This is a genomic window from Thermocrispum sp. (genome assembly GCF_002919275.1).
Taxonomy (GTDB): domain Bacteria; phylum Actinomycetota; class Actinomycetes; order Mycobacteriales; family Pseudonocardiaceae; genus Thermocrispum; species Thermocrispum agreste.
Window position 1 is genome coordinate 49,722 of record NZ_PKFA01000046.1, and the last position, 16,073, is coordinate 65,794.

Below are 16,073 nucleotides of genomic sequence, written 5' to 3' on the forward strand. Positions count from 1 at the left end.
CCGGATCGCACGGAGTTCGCTGCTGAGGTGCGTCATGGCGGTCAGCGATCACGTGGATTTGCCGACGTTTCTTGCCGGCGTGCGCAAACGCAATCCGGGGCAGCCGGAATTCGTGCAGGCCGTGCAGGAAGTGGCCGAGGACGTCTTCGACTACATCGCCGACAAGGCGGTCTATCACGAGTACCAGATCCTGCGCCGGATCGCCGAACCGGACCGGGTGGTCAGCTTCCGCGTGTGCTGGGAGGACGACCGGGGCAACATCCGGCTGCAGCGCGGCTGGCGGGTGCAGAACAACAACGCGATCGGCCCGTACAAAGGGGGCATCAGGTTCCACGCCTCGGTCACCGAGAGCGTGCTGAAGTTCCTGGCGTTCGAGCAGACGTTCAAGAACGCGCTCACCGGGCTGCCGATGGGTGGTGCCAAAGGCGGGGCGAATTTCAACCCGAAGGGCAAGTCCGACCACGAGATCATGCGCTTCTGTCAGAGCTTCATGACCGAGCTGTACCGGCACGTGGGTGCGGACGTGGACGTCCCGGCAGGCGACATCGGGGTGGGTCCGCGCGAGATCGGCTACATGTTCGGACAATACAAGCGCATCACCAATTCGTTCACCGGCGTGCTCACCGGCAAGGGCGTGGAGTACGGCGGGTCTCCGATACGCACCGAAGCGACCGGGTACGGCGTCGCGTACTTCCTGGCCGACATGTTCCGCACACGCGGCTGGGATCTGGACGGCAAGGTCGCTGCCGTGTCCGGTGCAGGAAATGTGGCGCTGCACGCGGCGGAGAAGCTCACCCAGCTCGGCGCCCGGGTGGTGACGCTGTCCGACAGCACCGGGTTCGTCCACGATCGCAAAGGGCTCGACGCGGAAAAGCTGGCATGGCTGAAGGAGCACAAAGCCGGCAAGCGCGCATCGCTGGCCGGCTACGCCGCTGCGTTCCCGGACGCGGAGTTCTGTCCCGATCGGCGGCCGTGGGGCGTGGAGTGCGATGTCGCCGTTCCCTGTGCCACCCAGAACGAACTCGGCGGCGACGACGCACGAGAACTGCTCCGCAACGGGTGTGTCGCCGTCGTCGAAGGCGCGAACATGCCCTGCACCCTGGAGGCGGTGCACCTGTTCAAGGAAGCAGGCATCCTCTACGCCCCCGGCAAGGCGGCGAACGCGGGCGGGGTGGCCGTCTCCGGCCTGGAGATCAGCCAGAACGCCACGCGCCGGCCGTGGACACCGCAACAAGTGGAGGACGAGCTGGTGAAGATCATGGCGCGCATCCACGACCAGTGCGCCGAGCACGGTGAACGCTTCGGCACCGGCCGGATCGACTACGTGCGCGGGGCCAACATCGCGGGCTTCAAACGGGTGGCCGACGCGATGCTCGCGTTCGGCGTCGTCTGATCGGCCCGCGCAAAGTCGCCAGGCTCCGCAATCCGGGACGTCCGTTCTGATCGATTGGTTCGTTTTTCGTGGTGGCCGGGCAGCCGGCTGGCGCACAAGGGACGAAGGCCTGCACGGCTGGTCACCCGTTCGTGACGGCCGGGATAATGACATTCCCCGGGACATTCCAGGGCGCCCGCTGGCCAATCGATGGAGCAGAACAGCGTGAACGGGACGGGCGGCGACTCGTTGTGGATCCAGCTGCTGGGTGAGGTGCGGGCGTGGCACGCCGGCCGGGAGGTGGCGCTGGGGGCGCCCAAACAGCGCGGCCTGTTCGCGCTGCTGGCCATGCGCCACGGCCACCTCGTGACGGTCAGCGAGATCATCGATGCGCTGTGGGGCGAGACGCCACCGGGTTCGGCCGAGGGCAGCATCCACACCTACGTCCACGGCCTGCGCAAAGCATGGGAGGCGGTGGGCGTCACCGGTCTGCTGGTAAGGGCGGGCGGCGGCTACCAGCTCGAGGTGACTGCCGATCAGGTCGACGTGGCGGTGGTCGAGGCGTGCGCGGCCGATGCGCGGCAGCTGGCCGCGCAGGGCCGAAAGCAGGAAGCAGCGCGCCGCCTGCAGCGGTGCCTGGGGCACTGGCACGGAACCCCGCTCAACGGCGTGCCCGGGCCGATGGCGGAAGCGGAGCGCAACCGGCTGACCGTGCTCCGGCTGAACCTGATCGAGGAGCGCGCCGGGCTGCTGCTCGACGAGGGCGGTCACCGCGAAGTGCTCGACGAACTCACCGACGCGGTGCAGGCGGATCCGCTGCGCGAGAGCCTGCGCGGCCAGCTGATGCTGGCGCTCTACCGCAGCGGCAGGCAGGCCGACGCGCTCGCGGTGTTCGAGGAAGGCAGGCGGGTCCTGGCCGAGGAGCTGGGCATCGACCCCGGCCCCGAGCTGAAAGCCCTGCACACGGCGATCCTGCGATCCGACCCGAGCCTCGCGGTGACGACGGCGAAGCCGAAGCCGCCACCGCGCACCACGGTGGTGCCCGCCCAGCTGCCGCACGCGGTCACCGGTTTCGTCGGCAGGCGTGACGAGCTGGCCATGCTCGAGCGCTGGCGGGAGCCGTCGTCGCCGGGGGTGCAGACGCTGGTCGTCTCGGCGATCGACGGTGCGGGCGGAATCGGAAAAACGGCACTGGCCCTGCAGTTCGCCCAGATGGTGCGGGAGGACTATCCGGACGGCCAGCTGTATGTGAACCTGCGCGGTTTCGATCCGAGCAGGCAGCCGCTGACGGCCGCGGAAGCGCTGACCCAGCTGTTGCAGGGGTTCGGGGTGACCACGCAACCCGGGACGGTCGACGCGCAGGCGGCGCTGTACCGGAGCCTGGTGGCGGACAAGCGGGCGCTGATCATGCTCGACAATGCGGCATCCGCCGACCAGGTGCGGCCGCTGCTGCCCGGCTCGTCGAACAGCCTGGTGCTGATCACCAGCCGGAACCAGCTCGGTGGCCTGGTGGCGCGAGACGGGGCACGCCGGTTGACCCTCGGCTTGCTCACCCAGGCGGAGGCACTGGACCTGCTGCGGCAGCTCATCGGCGCCGAACGGGTGGATGCGGCACCGCACGCCGCGGAGGAACTGGCCAAGTTGTGCGGCTACCTGCCGCTGGCCCTGCGGATCATCGGTGTTCAGGCGTCCGGGCGAACCGAGCAGAGCCTGGACGACGTGGCCAAGGAGCTGCGCGCGGTACAGCACCGGCTGGACGCGCTCGCCATCGAGGACGACGAGATGGCCTCCGTGCGTGCGGTGTTCTCCTGGTCGTACCAGGCGCTCAAACCGGAGCTGGCGGCCGCGTTCCGCATGTTCGGGCTGCATCCGGGCCAGGATTTCGCGATCGAAGCGGCGGCGACCCTGGCGGACGTGACCGTGGACGAGGCCGAGCGGATCGTGCGCAGCCTGTGCGAGGCGCACCTGCTGGAACGAACCGGCAAAGGGCGGTACCGCTTCCACGACCTGCTCCGGTTGTATTCCACCGAACTTGCCGAGAAGCACGATCCGGTGGAAGTGCGACGCCGCGCGCTGCGACGGCTGATGGTGTGGTATCTGCACACCGCGCAAGCAGCGGCCAGCCACACCGGGGTGGGCCTCGGCGACGAACACTTGCCGGACGCTCCGGAGCGGGTGCCGCCGCTGTCGTTCGAGTCGACCGGGTCGGCGGCGGCGTGGCACGCGCTGGAGATCCCCAACGTCTTCGCACTCACCGAGAAGGCGGTCGAGCTGGCATACGACGACCTGGCATGGCGGCTGGTCGTCACCACGTATCCGTACTACTACTCCACCGGCCTGCTCAGCGAGTGGATCAGGCTGTTGACCATCGGGGTCGGTGCGGCCAGGCGTGACGGGGCCAAGGTCGGGCAGGCGCGGCTGCTCAACCACCTCGGCGTGGCCAGCTCACGGATCGGCAACAACGACGAAGCCGTGCAATGCCTGCAGCAGGCCATCGCGCTGCTGAACGAGACCGACGCCGATCTGTACCGGGCGAGCCTTCTCGGCAACCTGGCGTCCGTCCTGCGGGAGATGGGCAAGCCGGGGGAGGGGCTGCAGTACGCCTTGGAGGCGGCGGAGATCGCGCGGCGCCACGGCAACGACTACTACATCATCGCTTCGTTGGACATCGTCTGCGAGATCTACGTCGAGCTGGGGCAACCGGACAAGGCGCTGGAGTACGGCACGGCCGGCCTGGCGTTGGCGGACCGGAAAGGTTCCGATCTGATCGTGGCCAACCTGCGCGCCTGTGTCGCGCACGCCTACCGCGATCTCGGGCAGTTCGAACAGGCGCGAGCCGAATACGAGCGTGCCCTGGCCAAGTGCGAGTCGATCGGCGACCGCTACCACCAGGGCCGCGCACTGCTCGGGGTCGCCGAACTGAATCGGCGGTCCGGGCAGGAGTCCAAGGCACGGGAGGCCGCACAGCAGGCACTGGAGATCTTCACCAGCCTCGACGCGGAGGAAGCTGTGGTCGCCAAGGACTTCCTGGCCGGCCTTCCCCAACAGCAGCAGTGAGCCAGCCGCCGGCTGTGCTGCCGGGTGAACCGTGCGTGACGGTTGCGGGCCGGCCACTGCGCTGCTCAGCCCGTTTCCCGGCGTTTGTCTGATTAGACCGGCTTTTCGTCTGCACATTTCCGCGGCCGGGTGGATCCGCAGTGTCGATCCGGCCGTCGTAGGGCGGAAACGACCCACGGCCCCCGGTTGGTCACCCCTTCGGCGGACTGCTGCCAGTCCGTGAAGCGCAACCGTTGCGCCTCGGTACACTGCAACGGCCAATCGGCGGGCAAGATCATCACAGGGGGAGTAATCCGCTGTGGAAGCGAATCCTGAGAGCATTCGGGCATACGGGACGTACTTGGCCGCGGAGGCTGCCTACAACCTGCCGGTCATCGAGAAGTACGCCATCGACTACGGCCTGAAGACCGACAACGTCGGTGGCGCGGCCGGGTTGTTGCTCAAGCCGCTCGGGGAGGCCATCAAGAACGTCGCCCAGCCCGCGGTGGAAGGGGTCTTCGACAAGATCAGCTTCGGCATGGCCGATCTCGGCGACGCCATGATCGACGTGGCGGACAACCTGCAGGGCCGGGACGAGACCAACGCGAGCCTGTTCGACCAGTTCCACCTCGGCGACGACGAGCCGGGGGACAGCCACGGCCGCGACTACTACGGCAAGGACGGCAAGTCGGCGTTCCAGATCGCCGAGATCGACCTGCAGCCGCCCGAGGCGGAGGACGGCGGCAACAAGGACCTCACGCAGCACCTGCGCGGGCCGGCCAAGGACGCGGCGTCGATCGCCGACTGGTTCCTGGAGGCCTGGCACGAGCTGGCAGGCAAGTTCGGCCTGCCCAAGATCGGCGAGGGCGACCCGCCGACGTTCGAGACGGTCGTGCTCGACCCGCTGCTGGGTGACTTCAACGAGCTCACCAAGAACGGCAACGCCTGGAAGGCGGTCCTGGCGGACGGCTTCGCCGAGATCATCGTCCAGATGAGCAAGAACTTCCACACGCTGGTCGACAGCCACCTGTGGACGGGCGAGGCGGCGGCCGCCGCGCAAGGGTTCATCCAGCACCACTGGTCCGAGATGGTCAAGGGCGCGGCGGAGCAGATCGGCCAGTTCATCGCCGAGGCCTTCAAGAAGATCGCGGACGTGCTGGCGCAGCTGGCCGCGCGGCTGGTGAACGCCATCGGCGAGGTGCTCAACGACATCCTGGTGAACCTGATCGCCAAGCACATCACCCGCGGTCAGCTGGGCACCATCTGGGAGACCGCCAAGGCGGTCGTGGACACGTTCCTGGAGTTCTTCGGCATCGACATCGACGACAACACCATCGTCGACGTCATCGAGCGCATCGCCAGGGTGATCGGCGACATCTTCGAGGCCTACCGGACCATGAAGGAGCTGGTCGGCCAGGCCAAGGAGATCTTCTCGCTGTTCAACGAGCTCAAGGGCGCGCTGGACAAGATCCCCGAGATCAAGATGGTCAAGAACGCCAAGGAGTTCGCCAGCGAGGTCAAGCAGATCACCGAGCAGGTGCAGAACAGCGAGGCGTTCAAGAAGCTGCAGAAGGGCGCCGAGATCTACGACAAGTACGAGGGCGACTACAAAGAGGCGAAGGAACGCGCCGATCGGCTGCGCGAAGGGCTGCCCGAGGAGAACCCGCTGCCCGAGCAGGAGAAGCCCAAGAAGGAGGACTACACGCCGGTCCAGGGCCCGTACGTCAACGAGGACGATCGCCCGTACATCAAGAACGACGGCTCGGGCGAGGTCAGGTACGGCCGGGACTTCAAGTAGGCGGCGGCTGAGTGCCGAGGCACGCAGAGCACGTGATGACGTGACGGCCCAGCCGGCGCCCGTGGTCGCCGGCTGGGCGCAGTCCCCTCACCCAACACGGTCGGAGTGGTGGAATGACGTATTACGGCAGGGTCAACTTGCCCGACCTGGACGCGCTGCGGCGCAGGCTCGACGAGACGATCGAATCCGCCTACCGGCGGATCCAGCAGGTCGAGCACTCCACGGCGGAACTGCGCGAGAAGCGTGCGCGCGACGCGGAGCGGTTGACCGACAAGCAGATCGAAGCGATGAAGGCGGGCATTCTGGCGCGCGAGCGCACGCCGGAGTGGCAGGTCGTCATGGAGCGCATCGCCAAGGGCGACTTCTCGTGGCGGCATGTGATCACCAGCTACTTCGCGGGCACGATGGATCCCGACGTCAAGGCCGCGTTCGACTCGCTGTCCGACGTCCCGCCGCTGACCCCCGAGCAGCGCGAGAAGATCAAGGCCGAGCTGAACAAGGCCGAGGCGCAGGAAGCGGAAGCCGCTGCTCAGCAGCAGGACGAGGAACACGGACCGTACGGCGGGGCTCCTCGATCCCCCTACGGCGGCACCGGCGGCAGCGTGCCACGGCGGCCCAGGCCGGACGACTGGGACGACGACGACTTCGAGCAGTTCAACTTCCTGCGCTGACCGCCACTGCTCGGTAACCGATCCCAGCGAAGAAGGTAGGGAGTCGAATTGTCCTGGCGTTCCCCGATCACCGTCGCGATCGCCGCAGTCGCCTGTCTCGGCCTGCTCGCCGGGTGCAGCGACGAGGACCCGCCGCAGAACGACGACCAGGCGTCCGGCGCACAGCCGTCGGCCGGTCCGCAGGCGCCTGCGCAGCAACCCGGGCAGGCGCCCAAGGTGGACAAGCCGCTCGACATCGCCCAGGCCGCACGCAGCAAGTGTTCGCTGATGCCCGAGGAGGCGCTGGCCGAGCTCGGTATCACCGACGCCGGCACCGAGAACGACTTCGGCGTCTGCATGTGGGACACCGGCACGGTGTCGCTGACCTTGCACGAGAACAAGGGCCTGGACGCGGTCTACCAGATGCGGGCGGATGGCAGGTTCGACGCGTTCGAACCGGGCGAGATCGCCGGCTACCCGAGTGTGACCACCACGCCGCAGAAGTCACCCACGGCCGCGTGCAGCGTGTTCGTGGGCGTGTCGGACACGGCGTCCTTCACCGTGGCCGTCACCGATCCGGACGGGCAGAAGGATCCCTGCGACGTGGCCGAGGACCTGTCCGAAGCCGTCGTCGAGAAGTTGGCCAACGGCTAGCCGGCCCATACAGCGCGCTCGCGGTGGGGTGACACGGGCGCGCCCTCAGCGGGAAAGGAGCACTACGTGAGGTACGGTCACCTGGCAAAGGTCGCGATCACGCTCGCCGGGCTCGCGCTGCTCGCCGGGTGCGACGACGGTCCGGAAGGCCAGAGCGGGGACGGCCAGGCGAGCGAACGGTCGCCGCTGGACGTCAGCGCGTACCGGGGCGACAAGGTATGCGACCTGTTGCCGAAGGAGAAGCTGTCTGCGGCCGGGTTCACCGACCCGGGAGAACCGCTCACGTTCATGGGTGGCATCGACGGCTGTGAATGGCGGGAGGACGGGATCCTCGCGCTGAGCCTGGTCGACGAAAGCCTGGAGTCGGCCGACGTGGCCAGCGACTCGAAGTACCGGTCGTCGGAATCGGGCACGCTCGGCGGGTACCCGTCGGTGACGGCCTGGTTCCCGAACACCGAGACGTGCAACGTGTACGTGGAGGCCGGGCCGAAGGCCTATCTCGAACTTCAGGTGCGCGACTTCGGCACCGGTGAGAAACAGTGCGACCTGGGTGAGGACTTGCTGGGTGCTGCGGTGGAGCAGCTCAAGGCCGGCTGAGGGCCGGCGGGTAGGTTCGATGGCCGAGTCGGGTGACATGCCGGCGATCGGCCCGACGAACTGCACCCGGCCGGATAGCCTGACGCGCGATGTCAACCGCACAAGGATCGTCGTTCGCTGAGTTCGGCCGCTTCGGCAACACCGCAGAACCGCACTGGCGTGTGTACCCGGTGAGTGTGTTCGGGGAGCTGGTCAATGCCGCGTTGCACGCGGTCAAGCCGTTCCGGGCCGGCATCTGGGGATCGTTGCTGTTGCTGATCGCGCTCGGGTTGCTCGCCGACGAAGGCCTGCTCGGTGATCTCGGTGACGACGTCACCAAGCTGGCCTTGGCGTCGGCAGTGCCGGGGGTCGGGCTCGTCCTGGTCGTCTGGGTCGTGGCCGGCTTCTTGTCCGGCCTGCAACAGCTGCTGACGTCACGCGCCCTGGCGCGGGCCATCGTCGACGGCGCGTCCATGATTGCTGTGCCCCACCCGAGCCAGGCAGAACTCGTGGACGACGAACGCCCGTTTCGATCCGCTCGTGTCTCGTCCGGCGTCTTCGGCGGCCTGTGGCTGCTGATCGCCCTCGGGATGACGTTCTCCGGTTACGACCTGGACGAGATCTGGCCCATCTACGCGTTCGCGGGGATTGCCGCGCTGCCGATGGTGATCGCCATGACCTGGCTGCCGGGCTACTTCGACCGGCAGCGGGTGATGAGGGCGCACTGGACGGAGCGCGTCAGGGACGCCGCCGCGCAACGCGCCGTTCCGGTCCCCGCGGACGACGGTGATGGTCGCGGATATCCGCCGGAACTGGCGGAGAGGAAGCGCAGGGCTGGGCGCTGGGAGCTCGCCGGGATCATCTTGTTCGCTCTCGCCTACGCGCTGTTGCATCTGTGGGAGTTCGTCGCTCACCCGGGAGCGCGGACCGCGACGAGTGAGACCAGGGTGCAGCACATCGACGCCGTCGAAGCCGGACTGGACGTCCTCATCTGGATCGTCTGGGCCGCCATGACGCTGGGCGTGGCCGCCATGGCGATCGGGTATCTGGTCGATGCCGCCTTGCAGCGCGAGGAGAAGCGGATGCTCTGGCACGCCTTGGAGAACCCGGCGGCCGCGCGGCCACCCGCCGGGCTGCTGCTGAAGTACTCCGAGCGGCAGCCGATCTTCCTCGCCCAGTGCTTGGCGTTCGTCGCCGGAATCGGCTCGATGTTCGCGAGCGGGTTGTATCTTCTCGGCACGGATCAGCTGGTGACGTGGGATGCCATCGGAGCGGGTTCGGAGACGTTCGGCCGGTTCGTGCCGCATGCGCAGACCACTCTCGCCGTGTCGCTGGCCATGGTCGCTCTCGCGTTCGTCTGGCACGCCGTGACCGCCGGCCGGGGCGCCGAGCTGCGGAGCCAGGTCGTACTGCGATGGCCGGTCAAGCCGGCGGCCGAGGCCGGACCGTCGAGCAAGAAGCTGCCGGACAACTTCCTCGGCGAGAGCTGACGCGAGCCGCGCGGGCGAAGCCTGCGAGCGCCACGCTGACTCCGGCTGCTGCCCAGGCGACCATCGTGGCAAGCCGGGTTGCCCGGCGGATGTCGTCGGTCCGCGGGACGGGTCCGTTTCCCAGCGTGGCGCGGTGCTCCGCGCGTCCCTGATAGTGGTTGGTCCCGCCGAGCGTGACGCCGAGCGCGCCCGCAAAAGCCGCCTCGACGACGCCGGCATTCGGGCTTGGGTGCCTCCGGCCGTCGCGACGCCACGCGTGCCACGCCTCCGTGCCTCGACCGCCGACCAGCGGGGCCAGCAGTGCAGCGAGCGCAGCAGCCACCCGGGAGGGGACGAGATTGGCGATGTCGTCGGCCCGCGCGCTCGCCCAGCCGAAACGCCGGTAGCGGGCGCTGCGGTAACCGACCATGGCGTCGAGCGTGTTGATCGAGCGATAGCCGACCAGGCCGGGAACACCGAGCACTGCTCCCCACAGCAGCGGGGCGACCACGGCGTCCGAGGTGTTCTCCGCCAGCGACTCGACGACGGCACGGCTGACGCCCCGCTCGTCGAGCCGATGCGGGTCGCGTCCGACAAGGTGTGTCACCCGCGCACGGGCGGCGGCCAGGTCACCGGCCTGCAGGTGACCGGCAATGATCTCCCCTTCACGCACCAGCGACCGGCCCCCCAACACGGTCCAGGTCGTCGCGGCGGTGAGCAGGGCCTGTGACAGGGGTGTGCGCGTAGCTCGGTGAGCGATCACGGCGGCGCCGACGACGGGAGCGACGACGGCGCCGACGTAGAGCGCACCTGCGGCTCGGTCGTCCCGGTACATCCGGGACTCCACGGCACGCGCGTATCGGCCGAACCCGGCGACCGGGTGGTAGCAGGCCGGGTCGCCGAGCAGCCGGTCGAGGACGAACCCGAGCGCCAGCCCCATGGCTGTCGCCGCACGCTTCTGCCGCCGGCGCCCGATCACTCCCCACCCCCTTCGGCCACTGCGTCCAGCAAGCGCTCGGTCATGTCGCGGCCGCGCACGGCGATCCGTACCCAGGTGTCGTCCAAGCCCGGGAACGTGTCGGCCCGTCGCACGGCGAACCCGGCGGTCCGCAGACGTGCGTGCATCCCGGCGCCGACCTTGGCGAGCACGAACGGCGCGGCCGATTCGACGGTCGTGATGCCGAGATCGGCCAGTCCGTCGGTCAGGACGCGGCGATCACGCACGATCTGCTGCACCCGCCGCTCTTGCTCGCCGCGAGCCCGGGACGTGCTCGTGGCGACGATCGCGGCCAGAGCCGGGCTGCTCACCGGCCACGGCGGCTGGTGGTCCCTCAGGTCGGACAGCACGTCCGGGTCCCCGGCGAGGTATCCGGCACGGATCCCCGGCATCGACCACATCTTGGTGAGGCTTCGGATCACCAGGACTCCGGGAAGCCGGTGGGAAACAAGTGTTTCTCGTTCGTGCGGGACGAAATCCATGAATGCTTCGTCCACGACCAGCACCCGTCCGGGGCGGATCAGCGACAGCAGCGTGTCCCGTGCGTGCAGGCGCCCCGTGGGGTTGGTCGGATTGCCGACGACGACAAGATCGGCTTCGTCCGGGACCGCCGCCGGATCAAGCCGGAATTCGTCGTCCGGACGGCACATGACGTGCAGGACACGGTGGCCGGCGGCGCGCAGGGCGACGTCCGGTTCGGTGAACTGCGGGTGCACCACGACCGGGCATTTCCAGGACCGGGCTCGGGCAACCAGCCAGAAGGCTTCGGCCGCGCCCGCCGTCAGCAGGACCTCGGCGATTTCGCGGCCATGCCGCCGGGCAACGGCCGCGCGTGCCCGATGGGCATCGGGGTAGCTGGTCGATTCCGCTACGCCGGCGCGCAGCGCCTGCTCGAGCCAGCCGGGGCGGGGCAGATGGCTGACATTGACCGCGAAGTCGGCCATGCCGTTCGCGATCTCGGCGTCACCATGGTGACGCAGCGCGTCCACACCGGCGGAGGCCGACGAGGCAGACAGTGGGGGAGCGGGCGATGCGACCGGGGGAGCGGGCGATGCGGCGTGAGTGCTGTGCGCGGCGTGGACCGCATCGGCGAAGTGCTGCGCCTGGTCCGGATGTCCCGCCCAGTGGACGTGCAGGTAGGAGGCTGCCAGCGTCGGCCGGGCGAAACCGGCAGGACGCCCGCCGACACGCCACATCGGCTGATCACCGTGCGCGGGTGTGATCACGGTGCTGTGGAACTCGTGCGCAGTCGCGGGTGTGCCCGCGGTGCCGAGCAGATGATCCGACCCGAATTCCGCCCGGTGGTAGGCCAGGGTCAACCCTCCTGTCATGACGGCGTCCGCCTCGAGGGCACCGACCATCGGCTTCCCGTCCAGGCTTCGGCACAGATACAGCAGGCCGGCGCACTCGGCCACGGTCGGAACACCGTCCAGCACCGCCTGGCGCAGTTCGGCACGCAAGCTCGCGTTCTCGGCGAGCGCCGCAGCATGAACTTCGGGAAAGCCGCCGCCCAGGTACAAGCCACACGTCCCCGAGGGCAAGTGCCGGTCACGGGACGGATCGAACGTGGAGACCGTGCACCCAGCGGCTTCCAGCAGTTCGGTCGTCTCGGCATAGCGGAAGGTGAAGGCCCGACCCGCCGCCACCGCGACGACAGGGGCGCCGTCACCAGCAGCTCGGACGTGGTCAGCCGGGTCCCATGCCGCGACGTCCAGATCAGGGGCGCTCTGGGCGAGATCACGTACTGCCTGCAAGTCGACGTGCTCGGCGATCTGCTCGGCAAGGGCGTCCAGCGCCGCGGCGGCCTGTGCGCGTTCGGCGGCCGGAACCAGGCCCAGGTGCCGAGACGGGACCCGCAGCTTCTCGTCCTGATACAGCACCCCCAGCACGGGAACACCGGTGGATTCCACCGCCGCGGCCGTCTCGGCGGCGTGCCGGGGAGAGCCCGCCTTGTTGAGTACCACGCCCGCCACCATCAGATCCGGCTGGAAGGTACGCATGCCGTGCACCACAGCGCCGATGCTGCGGGAGGCGGTGGAGATGTCCACGACGAGAACGATCGGTGTGCGGGTCAGTGCCGCCACGTGGGCCGTGGACGCGAATCCCGCACCGCCCACCTGGCCGTCGAACAGCCCCATGACGCCCTCGACGACGGCGATGTCCGCACCCCGGGCCCCGTGCGCGAGCAGCGGCCCGATCGACGATTCACCGACCAGGAACGGATCCAGGTTGCGTCCCGGGCGCCCGGTGGCCAGCGCGTGATAGCCGGGGTCGATGTAGTCGGGTCCGACCTTGTGCCCGGAGACGACGAGTCCCTGCCGAGACAGGGCGGCCATCAGGCCGACGGCCAACGTGGTCTTTCCCTGGCCGGTGGCCGGGGCTGCCAAGCAAACGCGGGGAAGCTTCATCACGATCAGCGTGGCAGACGCGCCCGGCTGTGCGGGCGGTGCGTCCGGGCACACGGAAAGCCCCGCGGTCGGGGGAGGCCGCCGCGGGGCTTTCGGTCCGTGACGTCGTCTACCGCAGGCCGGTCACGCCGACCGCGACGAAGAACGACGCTTGCGCAGCTCTTCCAGCCGCTCGTTGAGCAGCTCCTCCAGCTCGGGGATGGTCCGGCGCTCCAGCAGCATGTCCCAGTGCGTGCGCGCCGGCTTGGTCTTCTTCTGCTCCCGCTGCCCACCGTTGACGAGTTCCGACTCGGTGCCGTGCAGGCGGCACTCCCACGTCGCCGGAATCTCGGCCTCGTCCGCGAACGGCACCTCGAACTCGTGGTTCTTCGGGCACGCGTACCGGACGCTGCGTCGAGGCGCCAGGTCGTGGTTGCGGTCGGTCTCGTAACTCACCGATACCAGCCTGCTGCCACGGAGAACCCGATCGGCCATGGTGCATTCCCTCTCTGCTGCGCAACGGGGCCGGCCCCCACTCCGTACCCCGGATCTTGCTCACACTATGCAACGAACGGCGGGTCGTCAGGATTCCCGGATCGGCCCGTCGTTATTCCACGTTCTTTGCGACCCGTACTGCTGGACAGCTTGCTCCAGTGCGAGTCGGATGGTGGCGTGACGTGACGCAAGGAGCCCGCCGACGTGGGGATTTCCCTCGAACGGTGCATTCTGCGCATCGCCGGTGCGCCTCACGGTGTTACTTGGTGCGTGCGGTCGCCACGGCGTACGCGATCGTGCATGACGAACATCACGCTGCGTAACGTGTGGGCGCGGTTGCGCAGCGTTCATCGTCGGCGTTCACCCGGATGGTCGTCCCGTCACAGCTTGCTGGGCGGGGTGTTGCCCGCCGCGACGATCGCCCGCCGCGCGGGCACCAGTGCCACCAAACCGATGCCGGCCACGAAGAACACGATCAGCGCCAGGATGGCGGGCCGGAACGACCCGGTCGCCGACCCGATCGCGGAGAACAGCACCGGACCCAGCCATGCGGTGCCGCGCTCGCTGATCTCGTACAGCGAGAAGTACTGGGCTTCCTTGCCCGCCGGGATCATCTGGCTGTACAGCGAACGCGCCAGCGCCACGGTGCCGCCGAGCACGAGCCCGATGCCCGCACCGACCAGGTAGAACGGGACCTCCTGGCGCGGCTCGAGGAAATAGGCGGCGACGATGACGCCGATCCACAGCGCCAGGCTGCCCATGATGGTGCGCTTGGCGCCGAGCCTGCGCGCCACCACGCCGTGCAGCCAGCCGCCGACGAACGCGACGAACTGCACCATCAGGATGGTGGCGATCAGGGTGTCCTGGGAAAACTGCAACTCCTCCTTGCCGTACTGGGCCGAAGTGGTCACGACGGTCTGCACACCGTCGTTGAAGACCAGGTAGGCGCCCAGGAAACCGAGCGTCAACGGGAAGGCGCGGGCCTCGCGCAAGGTGTCTGCCAGCTCACGGAACCCGGCTCGGATCACGCCGACGCCAGGCTCGACGGGACGTGGCCGCCGCCGGTCCCGCAACCGGCGCAGCGGGATGACGGTGAATCCCGCCCACCACAGGCCGGACAACAGGAAGCAGGCGCGCACCGCCTGGCCCTCGGTGAGCCCGAGCGCCTCGTGGCCGAGGTAGATGCCCAGTTGCACGGCCAGTGCGACGCCGCCGCCGAGGAAGCCGAAGGCCCAGCCGCGGGCCGACACCTCGTCACGCTCGTCGGGGGCGGCGATCTCGGCCAGGAATGCGTAGTAGACGACGATCGACACGCCGTAGCCGATCTGCGCAACGATGTACAGCGGCACGGCGAGCTGCCAGTTGGTTCCGGCCACGAAAACGAGCAGGCAAGTGGCGCCTGCGCCGGTGAAGGCGGCCGTGGCCAGCAACGGCCGCTTGGACTGGCTGCGGTCCGCGATCGCCCCGGCGATGGGCATGATGAAGACCTGCACGACAGTGGCGACGCCGATCAGGTAGCCCCACAGGGCGCCCGCCGGGAAGCGGAGCCCGAGCAACGAGATGTCGCAGTCGACGAGCTTGGCGACCAGTTCGGGACCACCGCAGGCGTTCGGCCCGTTGGCCGGATCGGTGCGAGCCGCCTCGGCGGCCACCGAGCCGACGTAGGCCGCACCGAACACGGTGATCACCGAGGTGTAGAACGTCGAATTGGCCCAGTCGTAGAAGTACCAGCCACGCCGTTCGCGGCGACGGGCCGCGGCGTCCGGCGCCGGGACGGGGCCGAGCTGATCGGTCGTCATACCACCTCGATCTGTTTCGCTGTCTGTCGTTGTGTGTTCGCCGGCTGTTCCGCCGGCGCAGTCGCGCCGCCACGCACCCGGCACTGGGCGACGACCCGGCTGATCATGCCGGAGGCTACTGGCCTCACCACCGGAACAGGTGACAAATCGGCTGCAACCGCGTGTCGCTACCGCCTAACCCGGAAGGGTCATGTGATTCTGTTGTGTTTTCTGGTGCGCTTGTGAATGGTGCGCCCGTTGTTTACGGTGCTTTTCATGTGGCTTGAGAGGGTTACGGTACAGCGTTGGGTCGCCAGGGTGGCGGTGGTGGCCTGTGCCGTGGCCAGCTGGACGGCCGTGCCTGCGGTGACCGGGACGGCGCCCCCGGCAGCAGCCGACCCGCCGCGTGCGGACTGGGCGAAGCTGCGCATGTGCGAGTCGAGCAACCGCTACACGATCAACACCGGCACCGGCTACTACGGTGCGTACCAGTTCGATCTGCCCACGTGGCGCAGCGTCGGCGGCAAGGGCTACCCGCATCAGGCCAGCCCGCGGGAACAGGACTACCGCGCGCTGTACCTGTACCGGATGCGCGGCTGGCAACCGTGGGAATGCGCCCGCCCGAACTTCTTGAACCTCAAGGAGGACCGCTCGGCGCGAAGCAAGATCAAACCGACGTATGCCGAAGCCGCCTACATCGGGGGCTCGAGCGTGAAGCCGAGCAGGCCGAAGCCGTCCCGGCCGGGTACCGGGCCGGCGACCATGCCGAAATGGCCGGGGGTGGTCTACGCCTTCGGTGATTGTTCGCCGCATCTGCGGAAGTTCCAGCTGCGGATGAACAAGTTCGGCTACGACTTCCAG

General features: G+C 68.6%; 12 protein-coding genes. 8 read left to right on the forward strand and 4 right to left on the reverse strand.

Annotation, left to right across the window (positions count from 1 at the left end; genetic code table 11):
- The first annotated feature begins 34 nt into the window (after positions 1-34).
- From gdhA to CXP56_RS10640, 7 genes are all read left to right on the forward strand, one after another.
- Entirely contained in the window at positions 35-1,393 is a 1,359-nt protein-coding gene (gdhA, locus tag CXP56_RS10610; protein ID WP_286900969.1) for an NADP-specific glutamate dehydrogenase, read from the forward strand.
- A gap of 204 nt (positions 1,394-1,597) precedes the next feature.
- The gene (locus CXP56_RS10615; RefSeq protein WP_286900970.1) at positions 1,598-4,429 is read left to right on the forward strand and encodes an AfsR/SARP family transcriptional regulator; all 2,832 of its coding nucleotides are present in this window, start codon (positions 1,598-1,600) and stop codon (positions 4,427-4,429) included.
- A gap of 340 nt (positions 4,430-4,769) precedes the next feature.
- Complete coding sequence (locus CXP56_RS10620; protein WP_028847090.1) at positions 4,770-6,206, forward strand: BAR domain-containing protein; 1,437 nt, start codon at positions 4,770-4,772, stop codon at positions 6,204-6,206.
- 113 nt (positions 6,207-6,319) lie between these two features.
- Complete coding sequence (locus CXP56_RS10625; RefSeq protein ID WP_028845940.1) at positions 6,320-6,877, forward strand: hypothetical protein; 558 nt, start codon at positions 6,320-6,322, stop codon at positions 6,875-6,877.
- Between the two features lie 48 nt (positions 6,878-6,925).
- Positions 6,926-7,510, forward strand: coding sequence for a DUF3558 domain-containing protein (locus tag CXP56_RS10630; RefSeq protein WP_286900971.1), 585 nt, complete (start codon positions 6,926-6,928; stop codon positions 7,508-7,510).
- Between the two features lie 66 nt (positions 7,511-7,576).
- Positions 7,577-8,107 carry a DUF3558 family protein gene (locus tag CXP56_RS10635; protein ID WP_028845942.1) on the forward strand — a complete coding sequence of 177 codons (531 nt, stop codon included), beginning with the start codon at positions 7,577-7,579 and terminating at the stop codon, positions 8,105-8,107.
- Positions 8,108-8,196: 89 nt separating this feature from the next.
- Positions 8,197-9,576 carry a hypothetical protein gene (locus CXP56_RS10640; RefSeq protein ID WP_286900973.1) on the forward strand — a complete coding sequence of 460 codons (1,380 nt, stop codon included), beginning with the start codon at positions 8,197-8,199 and terminating at the stop codon, positions 9,574-9,576.
- On the opposite strand, the gene CXP56_RS10645 is transcribed toward CXP56_RS10640, so the two are convergent.
- From CXP56_RS10645 to CXP56_RS10660, 4 genes are all read right to left on the reverse strand, one after another.
- Entirely contained in the window at positions 9,509-10,534 is a 1,026-nt protein-coding gene (locus CXP56_RS10645; RefSeq protein ID WP_028845944.1) for a cobalamin biosynthesis protein, read from the reverse strand. The two genes, CXP56_RS10640 and CXP56_RS10645, sit on opposite strands and share 68 nt — an antisense overlap.
- Positions 10,531-12,960, reverse strand: a complete 2,430-nt coding sequence (cobBC, locus tag CXP56_RS10650; protein WP_028845945.1) for a bifunctional hydrogenobyrinic acid a,c-diamide synthase/histidinol phosphate aminotransferase CobBC — start codon at positions 12,958-12,960, stop codon at positions 10,531-10,533. The genes CXP56_RS10645 and cobBC overlap by 4 nt, the downstream gene beginning before the upstream one ends.
- Before the next feature lie 123 nt (positions 12,961-13,083).
- A complete protein-coding gene (locus tag CXP56_RS10655) occupies positions 13,084-13,434 on the reverse strand; it encodes an RNA polymerase-binding protein RbpA (protein ID WP_028845946.1) in 351 nt (116 codons plus the stop codon).
- 380 nt (positions 13,435-13,814) lie between these two features.
- The gene (locus CXP56_RS10660; RefSeq protein WP_028845947.1) at positions 13,815-15,233 is read right to left on the reverse strand and encodes an MFS transporter; all 1,419 of its coding nucleotides are present in this window, start codon (positions 15,231-15,233) and stop codon (positions 13,815-13,817) included.
- 255 nt (positions 15,234-15,488) lie between these two features.
- Between CXP56_RS10660 and CXP56_RS10665 the strand changes: the two genes are divergently transcribed.
- Positions 15,489-16,073, forward strand: a 585-nt coding sequence (locus CXP56_RS10665) for a transglycosylase family protein (protein ID WP_286900974.1), incomplete at its 3' end; no start/stop codon positions are given.